10 protein-coding genes and 1 pseudogene are annotated in these 15,965 nt (G+C 70.4%); 7 read left to right on the forward strand and 4 right to left on the reverse strand.

Features of this window, described 5'->3' with window-relative positions; genetic code table 11:
* Positions 1-67 precede the first annotated feature (67 nt).
* A complete protein-coding gene (locus G3I56_RS06700; protein WP_164407943.1) occupies positions 68-1,831 on the forward strand; it encodes a serine/threonine-protein kinase in 1,764 nt (587 codons plus the stop codon).
* 43 nt (positions 1,832-1,874) lie between these two features.
* On the opposite strand, the gene G3I56_RS06705 is transcribed toward G3I56_RS06700, so the two are convergent.
* Complete coding sequence (locus tag G3I56_RS06705) at positions 1,875-2,840, reverse strand: hypothetical protein (RefSeq protein ID WP_164407944.1); 966 nt, start codon at positions 2,838-2,840, stop codon at positions 1,875-1,877.
* Positions 2,841-3,059: 219 nt separating this feature from the next.
* Here G3I56_RS06705 and G3I56_RS06710 point away from each other — a divergent pair, with 219 nt between their 5' ends.
* The 4 genes from G3I56_RS06710 (at position 3,060) to G3I56_RS06725 (ending at position 10,060) form a co-directional block, all read left to right on the forward strand.
* Positions 3,060-4,553: a diacylglycerol kinase family protein gene (locus tag G3I56_RS06710; RefSeq protein WP_164407945.1), complete on the forward strand. Its 1,494-nt coding sequence runs from the start codon at positions 3,060-3,062 to the stop codon at positions 4,551-4,553.
* Entirely contained in the window at positions 4,550-6,334 is a 1,785-nt protein-coding gene (locus G3I56_RS06715; RefSeq protein ID WP_164407946.1) for a serine/threonine-protein kinase, read from the forward strand. Before G3I56_RS06710 ends, G3I56_RS06715 begins: the two co-directional genes overlap by 4 nt.
* Positions 6,335-6,547: 213 nt before the next feature.
* Positions 6,548-8,179 (forward strand): succinic semialdehyde dehydrogenase, encoded by a 1,632-nt coding sequence (locus G3I56_RS06720; RefSeq protein ID WP_164407947.1) that lies wholly within the window; start codon positions 6,548-6,550, stop codon positions 8,177-8,179.
* 45 nt (positions 8,180-8,224) lie between these two features.
* Positions 8,225-10,060 (forward strand): GMC family oxidoreductase, encoded by a 1,836-nt coding sequence (locus G3I56_RS06725; protein ID WP_164407948.1) that lies wholly within the window; start codon positions 8,225-8,227, stop codon positions 10,058-10,060.
* Between the two features lie 75 nt (positions 10,061-10,135).
* Here the strand turns inward: G3I56_RS06725 and G3I56_RS06730 are convergent, their stop codons facing one another.
* Positions 10,136-11,167 carry an LAETG motif-containing sortase-dependent surface protein gene (locus tag G3I56_RS06730; protein WP_239134752.1) on the reverse strand — a complete coding sequence of 344 codons (1,032 nt, stop codon included), beginning with the start codon at positions 11,165-11,167 and terminating at the stop codon, positions 10,136-10,138.
* Positions 11,168-11,333: 166 nt separating this feature from the next.
* Here G3I56_RS06730 and G3I56_RS06735 point away from each other — a divergent pair, with 166 nt between their 5' ends.
* The gene (locus tag G3I56_RS06735) at positions 11,334-12,533 is read left to right on the forward strand and encodes a hypothetical protein (RefSeq protein WP_164407950.1); all 1,200 of its coding nucleotides are present in this window, start codon (positions 11,334-11,336) and stop codon (positions 12,531-12,533) included.
* A gap of 567 nt (positions 12,534-13,100) precedes the next feature.
* Here G3I56_RS06735 and G3I56_RS06740 read toward each other — a convergent pair.
* Positions 13,101-13,373 (reverse strand): annotated as a pseudogene (locus G3I56_RS06740) (chorismate mutase); the annotation flags it as partial.
* A 399-nt stretch (positions 13,374-13,772) separates the two neighbouring features.
* Between G3I56_RS06740 and guaA the strand changes: the two are divergent.
* Positions 13,773-15,344: a glutamine-hydrolyzing GMP synthase gene (gene guaA, locus G3I56_RS06745; protein WP_164407952.1), complete on the forward strand. Its 1,572-nt coding sequence runs from the start codon at positions 13,773-13,775 to the stop codon at positions 15,342-15,344.
* Between the two features lie 21 nt (positions 15,345-15,365).
* On the opposite strand, the gene G3I56_RS06750 is transcribed toward guaA, so the two are convergent.
* A complete protein-coding gene (locus tag G3I56_RS06750; RefSeq protein ID WP_164407953.1) occupies positions 15,366-15,833 on the reverse strand; it encodes a pyridoxamine 5'-phosphate oxidase family protein in 468 nt (155 codons plus the stop codon).
* Between the last annotated feature and the right edge of the window lie 132 nt (positions 15,834-15,965).

The following is a 15,965-nucleotide window of genomic DNA, read 5'->3' on the forward strand; positions in this document are numbered from 1 at the left end:
GCGGTTGTCGGTCATCCGCTGTTCACCGTCCCGGAGTCCCGTTCTCCGGTGCGGCATGATGAGGCTCATGGGGACAGAGGGGGAGAGCTTCCGACTGATCGCCGGGCGGTACCGCCTGGAGGCGAGGCTCGGCCGGGGCGGTATGGGTGTCGTCTGGCGGGCGACCGACCAACTGCTCGAACGGCAGGTCGCGGTCAAGGAGCTGACGCCGGACACCTCCCTCGCGACGGACGAGGCCCGGCTGCGGCGCGACCGCACCCTGCGTGAGGCGCGCGCGGTCGCCCAGTTGCACCACCCGCACATCATCGTCGTGCACGACATCGTCGAGGACGACGAACGCCCTTACATCGTCATGGAGTTGATCGACGGCGGCTCGCTCGCCGACCGGATCTCCCAGCGCGGCCCCGTCGACGCCGACGAGGCCGCCCGGATCGGCATCGCCCTGCTCGGTGCCCTGGGCACGGCCCATGCCGCCGGTGTCCTGCACCGGGACGTCAAGCCCGCGAACGTGCTCCTCGAGGACGGCACCGACCGGATCGTCCTCACCGACTTCGGTATCGCCCAGGTCGCGGGCGCGACCACGCTCACCGAGAGCGGCTCGTTCGTCGGCTCGCCCGAGTACACCGCGCCCGAGCGGATGTCCGGGGTCAGGACCGGGCCGGAGTCCGACCTGTGGTCGCTCGGCGCGCTGCTCTGCACGGCCCTGAGCGGCGAATCACCCTTCCGCCGCGACTCGTTGGGCGGCATTCTGCACGCCGTCGTGATCGACGAGGTCCGGCCACCGGCGCAGGCCGCGCCGCTCCTGCCCGTCGTGCGGGGCCTCCTCGAACGCGATCCGGAGCGGCGCCTCGACGCGGTGGAGGCGGAACGGATGCTGCGGGCGTACCGGGCGACCGGGCGTACGCCGAGACTGTCGGCCGCGTACACGCCGGGCCGGCGGCAGACCCAGCGGCGCGAGGAATCCGGCGGCCGGGTGTCGACGCCGACGGTCTCTCTCCGTAAGCCTTCCTCCCGTACGGCCTCCTCCCGTACGTCGGAGCAGCCGCCGCGCCCCTCGGGACGGGCCGTGCTCATCGCCGCGGTGCTGGTCGCGGCGCTGGCCGGGGCGGGGGTGTCCGCGGCGGCACTGCTGATGAACTCGGGGGACGACGGGGACGGCACACCGAAGAACCCGGCGACAGCGGCGCAGACGGTGTCGGGAGCGACGGAGGTGTCCCCCAGCGGGACGGGGGTGGCGCCCGGTACGGCAGAGGGGTCGCCCGGTGCGACGGAGGGATCGCCGGGTACGGCAGAGGGGTCGCCCGGTGCGACGGAGGGATCGCCGGGTACGGCCGGGCCGTCCCCGTCGTCCTCGTCCCCTACCTCCCCGTCCCCTTCCTCTCCGACCGCTCCCTCCGGCTACCGCGTCGCCCACGACCCCCGCGGGTTCTCACTCGCGGTCCCGGACGGCTTCACGCGTTCCGAGCAGAAGGAGCGTGTCTTCTATCTGTCGCCGGGGGAGACCTTCCGCCTGGGGATCAAGGTTCTCGCCCCTCAACCGGGCGGCCCGCTCGCGGTGATGGAGCGGGCGGACGCCAACGGGGCCTCCGCCAACCCGGGTTACCGCGACGGGCGGGTCACCGAGACCTTGCACGCCCAACAGGCCGCCGCGCTGTGGGAGTTCACATGGGACGGCTTCAGCGCGGCCGAGGGGCCACGGCACACCTACGACCTGTGCTGGGAGGAGGGCGGGCGGACGTACGACGTGTGGGTGTCGGCGCCCGTCGGCAAGGTGCGGGAGGCGAAGGAGTATTTCGATGTCGCCCTGGACACCTTCGTCACGGGTGACTGACCGGAAAGCGACGGAAGCGGCGGATAGCTACCAGGCGGTCATCTCAGAAACGGGCAGCCGCCCTGACAAGTCCCCTTTTCCCGGTGCTGCCCACCCGTAGGGCGAACCCGCCGCCGGGACGGGAAACCGCCTTCGCGTGCCAAAGCCCGCTCCGGCGCCACCACTTGGCCGACCCCAGCCCCTTCGGTAGCTGCGGCAAAGGCAACACCCTTTCCCCGAGCCGGAGTTCGCCGCTCCACACACCCGGACCGAGCTCGGTGACGGGCACGGAGACGGTGAACTGCTCGCCGTGCGGGGGCCGTACGGCGGTGAAGACCGCGGTGGCGTCGCCCGGCTCCTTCTCGTTGCGCAGGTGCACGGTCAGCGCCCCGCGTGGGCACGCGCCGAGCGTGCAGCGGCCGGTGATCAGCAGCTCGGTGGGCCGGCCCGCGTGCCAGCGGATGCCCCCGAACGTGATCCGCTTCAGCACCGGGTGCTTCCGCTCGCCGAGGTCGATCGTGTAGTTGCCGTACGGGACGGTGGTGTAGAGGGTGACGGTACGCCGACCGCGTACGGTCTCCGTGATCCGTACGTCGGGACGGTCGGGCAGCCGGTCGGCCCGGCTGCTGCCTATGCGCACCTCACGCGTGAGCCCCTGGGCGCCGACGGCCAGGGAGATGTCCCACAGCCCGTCGTCGAGGGGCGATCCGCCGGCGACGGAGTCGATGTCGAAAGCGGCCTCGAACCCGGCCTTCTCGTACGAGTACCGCCCCTCGTCCTCTTCGCCCTCCTCGGCGCCGACGCACGGGGACGCTGTGTGGGTGACGGGCAGTCGGTACTCGGTTCCCGACTCCCGCTCACGCAGGACGAGTTCGGTGGTGACGTCGTACGTCTCGACCTGGTGCAGATACGCGTACCCGGCCAACCGCACCCGGGTGCCCCGCAGTTCGGCGCGCGAGACGTGATGACGTATCTCTGCCCCTATCTCTGTCTCCTGCTGTCTCAGAGAATTGGTTTCGGGCACGGTCATCGTCACGTTCTCCAAACAGTGCGAAGTGTGAAGTGCGAATGCGCGCGCCGATATCGGGTGTGCGTGGCGACTGGCTCGTGAAGATACCGTGACCTGATCGTGTCTTCAAGGTAAGAGCGTCGTGATCATCCTGCTCAGCGAGGTGAACCGGGTCACCCTTGAATCCGCTTTGTATCGGCCTGTGAGCAGGCTGAATACGAACTCTGCTAGAACGTCGACATGGACATCGGTACCGGCGTGGACAACGAGCTGTTCGGGCGTGCGCATGCCCGGCAGCGCTGGGCGGCGCGCGCTGCGCTCGGAGCCGCCGGGCTGGCCGTGCTGCTGCCGATCGGCTACGCGGGCATGGGCAGTCTGCTGCTCGCGGTGGTCGGCGTGGGCGGGGCCGTGCTCACCGCCTCCGGCCTGTGGTGGGCGCTCGCCCGGCGCGGCCTTGTGCGGGGCGTGGGGGCGGTGCTCGCCGTGGTCACCCCCATCGCTGTCGTAGTCCTCTTCGCCGCCGCCAACCTGCTGGGGCCGGCCATCGCCTCCCTCGGCCTGTGGGGCGCCGCCGTCTGGGCCGGGAAATTCGCGCTGAGCAGCACCAGGTCCCATGTCGTGCCGGTCCTCGAGTACGAGTCGCCCGCGCCTCTGCGGCCCTTCCTGCTCATGAACCCGCGTTCCGGTGACGGAAAGGTCGAGCGCTTCCGACTGCGCGAGAAGGCGGAACTGCTCGGTGCCCGTGTGTACCTGCTCGACACCGACAAGGCCGAGCCCGAGGACGTCGTCGCCCTGGCCCGGGAGGCGGTCGCGGCGGGCGCGGATCTCCTCGGCGTGGCCGGAGGCGACGGCACCCAGGCCCTCGTCGCGGGCGTCGCCGTCGAACACGGCCTGCCCTTCCTGGTCGTGTCCGCCGGTACGCGCAACCACTTCGCCATGGACCTCGGCCTCGACCGCGACGACCCGGCGACCTGCCTCGACGCCCTCACGGACGCGGGCGGGGTGGAGCTGAAGGTGGACCTGGGGTTCATCGACAGCGGCGCCGACAGCGCGGACTGCGGCGGTACGGCGGACAGCCGCCCCTTCGTCAACAACGCCTCCTTCGGCGCGTACGCCTCGATCGTGCAGAGCCCCGCCTACCGCGACGACAAGGTCGGCACCACGCTGGGGCTGCTGCCCGAGCTGCTCACGTTCGAACGCGGCCCGACGCTGACCGCCCGGGCCTACCCCCAGGGGCGGACGCAGCCGGGGGAGACGGTCATCCACGCGCCGCAGGCCGTGCTGGTCAGCAACAACCCTTACCGCATGGACGATCTCGCCGGCCTCGGCCGCCGCGAACGCCTGGACGCCGGTCTCCTCGGCGTGCTCGGCATCAAGGTCGAGGACGCGGCCCAGGCCGCCGAACTGCTGCTCGGCCGGTACGCCACCGGCATGACCGTCGTCACCGCCCACGAGGTCGTCGTCGACGCCGACCTGCCCGAGATCGAGGTGGGCCTCGACGGCGAGGCACTCGTCCTGCCCACCCCCGTTCGCTGTCGCGTCCAACCGCGCGCCCTGCGCGTCCGCGTCCCCCGCGACCGGCCCGGTGTGCCGGCCCCGACGCCCCCCATGGACTGGCGGCGGCTGCGCAAGCTGGCGGCGACGGTCGGACGTACGGCACTGCCCCGCCGTACGACGGACGCCCTGAACCGGCGTCGACAAGCGTCGGGCCCGCAGGGTAGGGATGGGACATGAGCAACGGCGGGGACGGCGGCGCGCACCAGGGTGGGGGGAACCGGAACGGGGGCGGCAAAGGTGACGAGGGGCGGCTGGTCGGTGGCCGGTACCGGCTGACCGAACGCATCGGCTCCGGCGGCATGGGCACCGTGTGGCGGGCCCAGGACGAACTCGTCGAGCGTGAGGTCGCCGTCAAGCAGCCGAGGCTGCCCGGGGACCCGCAGGACGCCGCCCACCAGCGGATCGCCCACCGTCTCCACCGGGAGGCGCGGGCCGCCGCGCGCGTCGACCATCCCTCGGCCGTCTCCGTCCACGATGTCGTCGTCGAGGACGGACTCCCCTGGATCGTCATGGAGTTGGTGCGCGGCGAGTCGCTGCACGAGGTGCTCCAGCGCGGCGCCCTCAAGCCCGCCGAGTCCGCGCGCATCGGCCTCGCGGTGGTCGGCGCGCTGCGCGCCGCGCACTCGGTCGGGATCGTCCACCGGGACGTGAAACCCGCCAACGTGCTGCTCGGGCAGCACGGCCGGGTCGTCCTCACCGACTTCGGCATCGCCCACATCATGGGCGAGGAATCCCTCACGATGAGCGGGGAGTTCGTCGGCTCCCTCGAGTTCATCGCACCCGAGCGCATGTCCGGCCGGGGCGCCGGACCGCCCTCCGACCTGTGGTCGCTCGGCGTACTCCTGTACGCGGCCGTCGAGGGCTGGTCCCCCTTCCGCCGTACGACCCTGGAGTCCACGCTCGCCGCGATTCTCGCCGCAGAACCGGTCAACCCCCAACAGGCGGGCCCGCTCGGCCCGTTGCTGGTACGGATGCTGGCGAAGGACCCCGCTGAGCGCCCCGACGCGGACGAGGTCAGCGCGGCCCTGGAAGCGGTCTCCAAGGGCTGGCCGCTCCCGAAGGCGCCGGAGCGCGTCGAGTTGACGAAGGCTCAGGAGCCCTCCGGGATAAGGGAGTTCGCGGACGACGCGGGCACGGTTCGACTGAAGGCCGAGGGCGAGACTCCCAAGTCCGCGCCGGTCTCCGGAGCCGTACCCGGATCAGGCTCCGGCTCCGAGACGGCCGTACCCGGCGCATCGGCACCCGAGGCCCCCGTACCGGTCCCTGTGCCCAGGCCTTCGCCCGAGACGCGCGCCGCCTCGCTGCCCGCCCCGAAGCCGGCGCGTCTCCGCCGTCCCCTGCGTGTGGCCCTCGCGGTCCTGGCCGGTGCCGTCGTGCTCGTGGCCGTGGGCATGGTGTTCGCGGGGACGGTCGTCGAGACCAGCGGTGAGGACACGGCGGTCGCGGTGGAGGAGCCGCGTGGCACCCCGGACGTCGAGCCTTCGGGGGTCCTCCCCACCCTCGACAACTGGTTGGCCAACGACGAGAAGGACCTGAAGGCGGTCCTCGCCCTGCCCCGCCAGTACGTCCGTTTCCACCAGCAGGGCGACGCCGCCGACCAGCCCCGGATGGCGATCTACGACAACGACGAGGCCATCCAGGTCCGCCTCACCCTGTGGGACAAGGCGCCCCGCTCGCCCCTGGGCCAGGCGAAGAAGGCGGCCGAGATCTGGTCGGGGTACGGCCAGTCGACCACCCGATACACCGACACGACCGTCGACGGCTACGAAGCCGTCCAGGCCGACACCGCGTACGACACCGAGGGCAGGCTCGTCCGGGTCATGCAGGTGGAGATCCTGGCCGACGACGGCAGGCTGTACGAGCTGCGCGTCGACATGCCCAAGGGGACGCCGGACGAGAAACGGGGGATGGACGTCTTCGAGGGGGCGCGCGACCGGCTCGAAATCGACAGGAAGTGACTCCCGGTCGGCCACCTGCCGAGAAAAAGTGACGCAGGCCGCTGTCCCTGGCTGCCTTCGGCCGAGCGCGCGACACTCAACGCCCTGATCAGCGGATTCGTTGCCAGTACTCACTGGCGGCATGCCGCCGAAGGGCGGCACCATGTGCGTACTCGGTGAATCCGGGTTACCCATGGGTACCCAAAGCCTCCGAGCCGTCATACCCTGCGGCTCATGACGGACTCGCAGGCCCCGGTAAAGCCCGGCACCGACGCCCCCACCGGTACGAACCCCCTGGCACCCGCGCCCACAGGCGCCCGCACCGCCGCCGACGTGGTCACCCCCGAGCTGGTCGCCCAGCTCACCAAGGGTGTCGTCGGCTCCGGTCGCACCGCCAACCACACCCCGTTCACCGGCGAGAAGCTGGCAGACCTGCCCGAGTCCACCCCCGAGGACGTGGAGAAGGCGTACGAGCGGGCCCGCGTCGCCCAGGCCGTCTGGGAGCAGACCCCGGTACGTCAGCGCGCGGCCGTACTGCTCCGCTTCCACGATCTGGTGCTGGCCCGGCAGGCCGAGGTGCTCGACCTCATCCAGCTGGAGACCGGCAAGGCCCGCCTGCACGCCCACGAGGAGGTCCAGGCCGTAGCCGTGGCCGCCCGCCACTACGGCCGCATGGCCCCCAAGTACCTCAAGCCGAAGCGGCACGCGGGCGCGATGCCCACCCTCACCAAGGTCACCGAACTGCGCCACCCGCGCGGGGTGGTCGGCCAGATCGCCCCCTGGAACTACCCGCTGGAGCTGTCGGTCGGCGACGCGATCCCGGCCTTCGTCGCGGGTAACGCGGTGGTGATGAAGCCGGACACGGAGACCTGTCTGACGGCCCTGTGGGCCCGGGACCTGCTCATCGAGGCCGGTCTGCCCGCCGATGTCTTCCAGGTCGTCCTCGGTGAGGGCCCGGTCATCGGCCCCGAGGTCGTCAGGCACGCCGACTACGTCTCCTTCACCGGCTCCACCCGCACCGGCCGCGAGGTCGCGCAGGGCGCCGCCGCGCGCCTGGTCGGCGTGTCGCTCGAACTCGGCGGCAAGAACGCCATGTTGGTCCTGGAGGACGCCGACATCGAGAAGGCGGCGGCGGGCGCGGTCCGGGCCTGCTTCTCCTCCGCCGGCCAACTCTGCATCTCCATCGAGCGGTTGTACGTCCACGAGTCGATCGCGGACGCGTTCGTCGAGCGCTTCGCGGCCCGTACGAAGGCGATGCGGCTCGGCAAGTCCCTGGCGTACGGCGCCGACATGGGCTCGCTGGTCGGCGAACGCCAGCTGGAGACGGTGACGAAGCACGTCGACGAGGCGGTCGCCAAGGGCGCGAAGGTCCTCGCGGGCGGCACGGCCCGCCCGGACATCGGCCCGTACTTCTACGAGCCGACCATCCTCGACGGCGTCGAGACGCCGATGGCCGTCTGCTCGGAGGAGACCTTCGGTCCGGTCGTCTCGATCTACCGCTTCAGGACGGACGACGAGGCGGTGGCCCTGGCCAACTCCACGCCGTACGGCCTGAACGCCTCGGTCTGGACGAAGAGCGCCACCCGTGGCCGCGCCGTCGCGGCCCGCGTGCGCTGCGGCACGGTCAACGTCAACGAGGGCTACGCGGCCGCGTACGGCAGCGTCCAGTCGCCCATGGGCGGCATGAAGGAATCCGGCCTCGGCCGCCGCCACGGCTCCGAGGGCATCCTCAAGTACACCGAGGCCCAGACGATCGCCCAGCAGCGTCTGCTGCCGCTGGCCCCGGCCCTGGGCATGGACGACGAGAAGTACGCGGAGTTCATGAGCAGGAGCCTGAGGGTGATGAAGGCGCTGCGGCTGCGGTAACACGACGGCTGCACAGGCAAGTTCTGTTCTCAACGAGGAGAGCAAGTGTCGTACGAAAGCGATCACGACTCCGGCTACGCCTATGACTACGACGTCCTCGTCGTCGGCTCGGGCTTCGGCGGTTCCGTCACCGCCCTGCGCCTGACCGAGAAGGGGTACCGGGTAGGCGTACTGGAGGCGGGCCGCCGCTTCACACGCGACACGCTCCCCAGGAACTCCTGGGACCTCAGGAACTACCTCTGGGCGCCCAGGCTCGGTATGTACGGCATCCAGCGCATCCATCTGCTGGGAAACGTGATGGTGTTGGCGGGCGCGGGTGTCGGCGGCGGTTCGCTGAACTACGCCAACACCCTCTACGTACCGCCGAAGCCGTTCTTCGAGGACCCCCAGTGGCGTGACATCACTGACTGGCAGGGGGAGCTCCGCCCCTACTACGACCAGGCCCGGCGCATGCTCGGCGTCCGGCTCAACCCGACGATGACCCCGTCCGACGTCCATCTCAAGGCCGCGGCCGAGCGGATGGGCGTCGGGGACACCTTCCATATGGCGCCGGTCGGTGTCTTCTTCGGGGACGGCGCGGACGGAGACGGAGGGGAGGGTGGGAAGGGCGCGGTGAAGGCGGCGCCGGGGGAGCAGGCCCCAGACCCCTACTTCGGCGGCGTCGGGCCCACGCGCAAGGCGTGCACCGAGTGCGGGGAGTGCATGACGGGCTGCCGGCACGGCGCGAAGAACACCCTCAACGAGAACTACCTCTACCTGGCCGAGAAGGCCGGTGCGGTCGTTCACGCGCTGACGACGGTGGTGTCCGTCACGGACGACTCACGCGGCGGCTACGCGGTCGCCACGCTTCCGACCGACAGGACCGACCGGAAGAAGAGCGGGGGGCGCACCCTCACGGCCCGCCGCGTGGTCCTCGCGGCCGGCACGTACGGCACCCAGACCCTGCTGCACCGGATGAAGGCGGGCGGTCAACTCCCCTACCTCTCAGGGCGGTTGGGGGAGCTGACCCGGACCAACTCGGAGGCGCTGGTCGGTGCCCAGACCGACGACCGCCGCTACCGCAGGGCGACCGGCGAGATGAAGGTCGACTTCACGCGTGGAGTCGCCATCACGTCCTCCATCCACCCCGACGAGAACACCCACGTCGAACCGGTCCGCTACGGCAAGGGCTCGAACTCGATGGGCGGTCTGTCGATCCTCCAAGTCCCGTACGCGGAAGGGTCGTCGAGGGCCCTGGGCTGGCTGGCGAACGCCGCCCGCCACCCCCTCCTGGTCCTCCGCTCGATCTCCAACCGCCACTGGTCGGAACGGACCATCATCGGCCTGGTGATGCAGTCCCTGGACAACTCCCTGACCACCTACCTGAAGCCGAAGGGCGCGGGCAAGGGCCTCCTGACCGCCCGTCAGGGCCATGGCTCCCCCAACCCCAAGCAGATCAGGGCGGCGACGGAGAGTGCGTCGGCGATCGCCGCGGAGATCAACGGCTTCGCCGGCAGCAACGTGGGCGAACTGATGGGCATGCCGCTTACCGCCCACTTCCTGGGCGGCTGTCCGATCGGTGACTCACGGGAGACGGGCGTGATCGACCCGTACCACCGCCTTTACGGCCACCCGGGCATCTCGGTGGTCGACGGCGCCGCGGTCTCCGCGAACCTGGGCGTCAACCCGTCCCTCACGATCACCGCCCAGGCCGAGCGCGCGATGTCGTACTGGCCGAACAACGGCGAGGCGGACCCGCGTCCGGCCCAGGGCGCCGCGTACGAGCGTCTGCAGCCGGTCGAGCCGAAGGCGCCGGCGGTCCCTGCGGAGGCGTTCGGCGCGCTGCGGCTGCCGTTCCTGGGGATGCCGACGGTAAGGCCCGCGAGCAAAGAACGTCAGTAACGAGGGAGCGCAAACAAAGAGAAGGACCCGCGCCCCCCTCCGAGCGCAGGTCCTTCTCTTGTTCTTGCCGGAGGCTTACGCCTCCGTGCCCGCCTTCCGGCGACGCATCGCGAACACCGCACCCGCACCGGCGACGACGGCGACACCGCCGACCAGGCCGATCATCGGCAGGGCGGAGCTGGAGCCGGTGTCGGCGAGGTTGCCGGTCGGCAGGTCGGAGACGCTGCCCTGGGGCTTGTGGACCGGGTCCTTGGAGCCGCTGTCGCCCGGCGTGGCCGTACCCGGGTCGGGGTTCGAGGAGCCGGCCTTCAGGACCTCGAAGTCGTACTGGGCCCAGCCCTCGGCGATGCAGTCCTGGCCGTCGACGTTGTCGATGTAGGCGCCGGAGCCGAAGGAGTAGGCGTCGCCCGCGGGGGCCTTCTTGTCGATGCTGACGCGCAGGTCGACGGACTCGCTGGCCCCGGCCTTCAGCTTGTCGACGTAGAAGAAGTAGTCGCCGGCCCAGTCGTCGTTGCCGATCCGGTCCCAGCTGCCGGTCTCCGGGTTCTTGAACTCCAGGTCGACGTACGGGCTCAGGAACTTCGCCTCCTCGAACTCGTAGTTCTCGACCTCGGCGTAGAAGGCGACACCCTTGATGTCGGCCTTCGAGTCATTGGTGACGACCAGCTCGAAGCCGTGGAAGCCGTCGCCCGCGACGATCTTGCCCGGCAGGCCCTTGATGTCGGCGGACACCTGGGCGTCGCTGTAGTCCTCGTCGAGGTCCTCGCAGAACGGGACGTCCGGGTCCGTCGGCGTCTCGCTCGGCTCGGCGGAGACCGAGGGGGAGGCGGAGGTCGATGAGGAGACGGACGCCGAGGGCGAGGCGGAGTCGCTCGTGCTCGCGCTCGGCGAGACGCTGGTCGACGACGCGTCGGACGGCAGGAGGGTCTCGCCGGGCGTCGGCGACGCGGTGTCGCTCGGGCTCTGCGAGGGAGACTCGGTGACGACCGTCTCGGTCGGGGTGGCAGAGGGCGACTCGTCGGCGAACGCGGCGGGCGCGGACAGCAGAGCCAGCGGGGCTATGACAGCTGTCGCCGCTGCGGCGGCCATGACACGGCGAAGCTTCATGAAGACCTCAATACCTCGGGACATCCAGGAGCGGGGCACGGGCGTGACCCCTGATTCTGAACATGTGACATGCGGTGGCTGTGAATGGTTGCTCTTCGCTCACAGAAAATTTATGTGCGCTGGATCACATGCGGATCGCTCGCCAGGACTTGGGCGTGGGCCTGTTGTGGATTTGCTTTCGGATCGCCTAGAACTATCCCCCGTGTCTGATAATCAGTCCGGCGGTAAGCCGTCCAAAGAGCCCGAGCCGTCGGTTCCCGACGACATATGGGAGAAGTTCACCCGCGACACCGAGCGGGACATCCGCGCCTCCGCGCAGAAGGAGCCGTCCGCGCGGGCACGGATGGTCGCTGAGCGGCTGCGGCAGCAGGATGCGCGCGGCGAACAGCCCGAGGGCTGGCGCACCGGCCCTGCGTGGCAGGAGATGGATGGCCGGGCGGCGAGGCGACGGCGCCGGTGGGCGCTGGTCGGCGTGCCGCTGGCGATCGCCGTGGCCGTGGTGGCCATGAAGCCGTCTCTGCTCCCGGGCGACCCCTTCGGCTCCGCCTCTTCGGGTGGAACCTCCGACGCCTCTCCGCTGCCCGAGGAGACGACCCCGCCGTCCGCGCCGCCGTCGGCGGTGGACCCTGATGTCCCGACCCTAGCCAGGCCGTTCGCCGGATCACCCGCCCAGCAGTACTCGAACGGCGCGGCCGGAATCGTCCTGCCGTCGGCCAAGGCGACGGGCTCGTTGTCGAAGGCCCAGGTGGAACGGGCGCTGCGGCAGACCAGGCAGCTTCTGATCGATGCGAACCTCGACCCGGCCACCCTGCGCGGCGAACGCCCCGAAGCCGTGTTCAAGGTGATCGAGCCCACCCAGAAGGACCTGCTCGGCGAGCTGAACACCGCCCTGCGCCGACCGGACGAGAAGCATGATCCGCTGTTGATGTTCAGCCGGTTCAACCCCGCCGAGGTGCGCCTGACCGGTCGGGTGGTCAAGACTCGCGGACGGATGACGTTCAAGGCGGGCAAGAGCGACACCGTCGTCGTGCACGCCGACTACACCTTCGTCTACCCGCTGGTGCACGCCGACGCGGGCGCGACCGAGGTGGCCCGCACGATCGTGCGCCGGGTCCTCGACATCGAGCTCTACGACCCGGCCAAGTACCAGGTCACCGCGGGGAAGATCAACGTCGCCCGCTACGAAAGCACGTTCGGCAACTCGGACTGCGAGGTGTCCGACGGCTATTTCCACCCGCACTTCGACTCGGACACCGCCACGACGGGTGCCGACCCCACCGGCCCGACCATCGACCCCTACGACCGCAGCGGTGACGCGGACGACGAAGTGGGCGACGGGACGTGCGGGACCGCCACGCGTACGTGAGTCCCGGGTGTTCGTGAGTCCCGTGCGCCGGACGGAGCGAAGGGCCCCGCGGGGCGGAGCCGCGGGGCCCTTCTCCGTCAGCACCGGCGTCAGGGCGGCGCCGGTGCCTGGGGGAAGCGGCGCCGGGGGGTTGCGCCGCATTGTTGGTCTGTACCCACGGTCGTGGTCCGGTTGCGCGGGGAACGCGTGCCCGGTCTGGACCAATGGCAGTCAGGGGTTGCAGGTCAATGGGCTTGCCTGCCAAGGGACTTGGGGTGGTTCTTGCATCGTGCTGGAAGGTCGTCGAGTACGCAACCTTTTGACCCGGGCTTGTACTTTTTGGCCCTTGCGCTGTGCCGACCGTGCTGTCCTGGCTGTGCTGTGTCGACCCTGTTCTGCCGGTCGGCCCCGGGCGTCCCCGGAGCCGGCCGTTCTCGGGGTGACCGGGCTGCTGTCCCCTGCAGTCCGGTCACAACCCTGGAGCCACGCGTGGTTTGTGCGGGCCCGCTCCTGGCTGGCGCGGACACCGGTACCAACGAAGAGGGCGTACGGCGGTCACGCGCCGGACGGGTGAGACGGCGCCCGAACTCAGATACGACCCCGGCACAGCTCCAGCAACGTCATCGCGAGCGAGGTGCCGGGCCTGCCCAGCGCCTCCCGGTAGCGGCTGAGGACCTCCAGCTCACGGGACAGGTTCACGCGCCGCCCGCCGGAGGTGATCCGGGCCTCCTGGATCACGGCGGACACGGCCATCCGCTCCTGGACGAGACCGATGATCCGGTCGTCGAGGGCGTCGACGCGTTCACGTGCGCCGGCGATCACTTGGGTGGCGTCGGCGGTGGCGTCGGTGGTGGTCATACGGAGCTCCTTGTCGGACGGGGTGGTGCGCCCCGGACCGGCAGGACCCGGAAAACGGCAGGCGCCCCGGGCCTTGTCGGCCCGGGGCGCCTGGGGAGTCGCTTGTCAGTTGCTCAAGCAGCACGACCATGGCAGCCGGTGGGCCGGTTGCCATAGGTAAAGAGGAAGGTCGGGTGCGTGAGCATGGCGCCAGTATGCACGGGAGCGGGAGCCTTTCCAATCCGAGGCGGCACTTTTCAGCGCCGGTGCGGGCATCTTCAGCCCGTCCGGCGATTGAGGACGAGGCCGTCCAGGCCGAAGCGGGGGTCCGGGGGCGGCAGCCCCCAGCGACGGGAAGGTGTCCAACCGCCACCCCGGTAGAATCGCCCCCACAGACCCCCGCCCAACCGCCGGAAGGCCCCCGTGTCAGCAGCGACCCCCGCCCCCGACACCGTCCTGGTCGTCGACTTCGGTGCGCAGTACGCCCAGCTCATCGCCCGCCGAGTCCGCGAGGCCCGGGTCTACAGCGAGATCGTGCCGAGCACCATGCCGGTCGAGGAGATTCTCGCCAAGAACCCCGCGGCGATCATCCTCTCCGGCGGCCCCTCGTCGGTGTACGCGGAGGGCGCCCCCAGCGTCGACCGCGCCCTCTTCGAGGCCGGCGTCCCCGTCTTCGGCATGTGCTACGGCTTCCAGCTGATGGCGACCGCCCTCGGCGGCACGGTCGACAACACGGGAGCCCGCGAGTACGGCCGTACACAACTGGCCGTCACCAAGCCGTCCTCCACCCTCTTCGAGGGCACCCCGGCGGACCAGGCGGTGTGGATGTCCCACGGCGACGCCTGCTCCGCCGCCCCCGAGGGCTTCTCGGTCACGGCGTCCACGGACGTCGTCCCGGTCGCCGCCTTCGAGAACGACGAGAAGAAGCTGTACGGGGTCCAGTACCACCCCGAGGTCATGCACTCCACGCACGGCCAGCAGGTCCTCGAACACTTCCTCTACCGGGGCGCGGGCCTGACCCCGTCCTGGACCACCGGCAACGTCATCGACGAGCAGGTGGCGCTGATCCGCGAACAGGTCGGCGACAAGCGCGCCGTCTGCGGCCTCTCCGGCGGCGTGGACTCGGCGGTCGCCGCAGCCCTCGTACAGAAGGCCATCGGCTCCCAGCTGACCTGCGTGTACGTCGACCACGGGCTGATGCGCAAGGGCGAGACCGAGCAGGTCGAGAAGGACTTCGTCGCCTCGACCGGCGTCACGCTGAAGGTCGTCGACGCCGAGGAGCGTTTCCTCAACGCGCTCGCCGGGGTCTCCGACCCCGAGGAGAAGCGGAAGATCATCGGGCGCGAGTTCATCCGTGTCTTCGAACAGGCGCAGGCTGAGATCATCGCTGACGAGGGTCCCGAGGTCGCCTTCCTGGTGCAGGGCACCCTCTACCCCGATGTGGTCGAGTCCGGTGGCGGTACCGGCACCGCCAACATCAAGTCCCACCACAACGTGGGCGGGCTGCCCGAGGACCTCGAGTTCGAGCTGATCGAGCCGCTGCGCCAGCTCTTCAAGGACGAGGTCCGGATGGTCGGCCAGGAGCTCGGCCTGCCGGAGGAGATCGTCCAGCGCCAGCCGTTCCCCGGCCCCGGCCTCGGCATCCGCATCGTCGGCGAGGTCACCAAGGACCGCCTCGACCTCCTCCGCGAGGCCGACGCGATCGCCCGCGAGGAACTCACGGCCGCCGGCCTCGACCGCGACATCTGGCAGTGCCCGGTGGTCCTCCTCGCGGACGTGCGCAGCGTCGGCGTCCAGGGCGACGGCCGTACGTACGGCCACCCGATCGTCCTGCGCCCGGTCTCCTCCGAGGACGCGATGACCGCGGACTGGTCCCGCCTCCCTTACGAGGTCCTGGCGAAGATCTCCACGCGCATCACGAACGAGGTCGCGGACGTCAACCGAGTCGTCCTCGACGTGACGAGCAAGCCGCCGGGCACCATCGAGTGGGAGTAGTCCCGCGGGCGGCCGTGCGTGTCACGTCCGCTTGAGGGTCCGCACCGGCTCGCCGGGCTGCCAGACCTGCACGACCAGGTACTTCTCGTCCTCGACGTACGTCCGCACGACCTCCGTCAGCTCGGTACGGAAGAGGTGGAACGGCTCCGGCGGTTCCACCTCCGCGGCGTACGCGGCCTTGGCGGCCGGGTCCTCGACCTCGTACGCCCGCCCGCTGATCCGCACATCACCGCCGCCCATGTCCGTCCCCGAGCCGGGATTCGCCTGGAGCGCGAAACGGGGATCGCGGCGCAGGTCCCGTGCCTTCAGCGAGTCCGGCATCATGGCGAGCCACAACTCGCCGTGCAGGAAGCGGACTTCGAGGCCGGAGGTGCGCGGGGAGCCGTCCCTGCGCAGGGTGGCGAGAGTGTGGTGCGTGAAGGCGCGGAAGCGCTCTTCGACGGTTGTGGCCAGCTCGGGTTCCGTGGTGGTGAATACTGCCCAGTTCATGGAACCGAGTCTGACGCGGATACCCGACATCCTTTGACGTGTATTCGCCGCCTCCCTGCTCCCTCTTGCCGGCGTCTCGTCGGTGTCTCGGGTCCCTGGCCCAGGTATCTGTTTCATCTCTTCGCAAACATC

Source organism: Streptomyces sp. SID12488, from assembly GCF_010548275.1.
Lineage (GTDB): Bacteria > Actinomycetota > Actinomycetes > Streptomycetales > Streptomycetaceae > Streptomyces.

Coding starts and splice junctions, on each gene's coding strand:
- G3I56_RS06700 (WP_164407943.1), top strand. CDS start 68: ATGGGGACAGAGGGGGAGAGCTTCCGACTGATCGCCGGGCGGTACCGC.
- G3I56_RS06705 (WP_164407944.1), bottom strand. CDS start 2,840: ATGACCGTGCCCGAAACCAATTCTCTGAGACAGCAGGAGACAGAGATA.
- G3I56_RS06710 (WP_164407945.1), top strand. CDS start 3,060: ATGGACATCGGTACCGGCGTGGACAACGAGCTGTTCGGGCGTGCGCAT.
- G3I56_RS06715 (WP_164407946.1), top strand. CDS start 4,550: ATGAGCAACGGCGGGGACGGCGGCGCGCACCAGGGTGGGGGGAACCGG.
- G3I56_RS06720 (WP_164407947.1), top strand. CDS start 6,548: ATGACGGACTCGCAGGCCCCGGTAAAGCCCGGCACCGACGCCCCCACC.
- G3I56_RS06730 (WP_239134752.1), bottom strand. CDS start 11,167: ATGAAGCTTCGCCGTGTCATGGCCGCCGCAGCGGCGACAGCTGTCATA.
- G3I56_RS06750 (WP_164407953.1), bottom strand. CDS start 15,833: ATGAACTGGGCAGTATTCACCACCACGGAACCCGAGCTGGCCACAACC.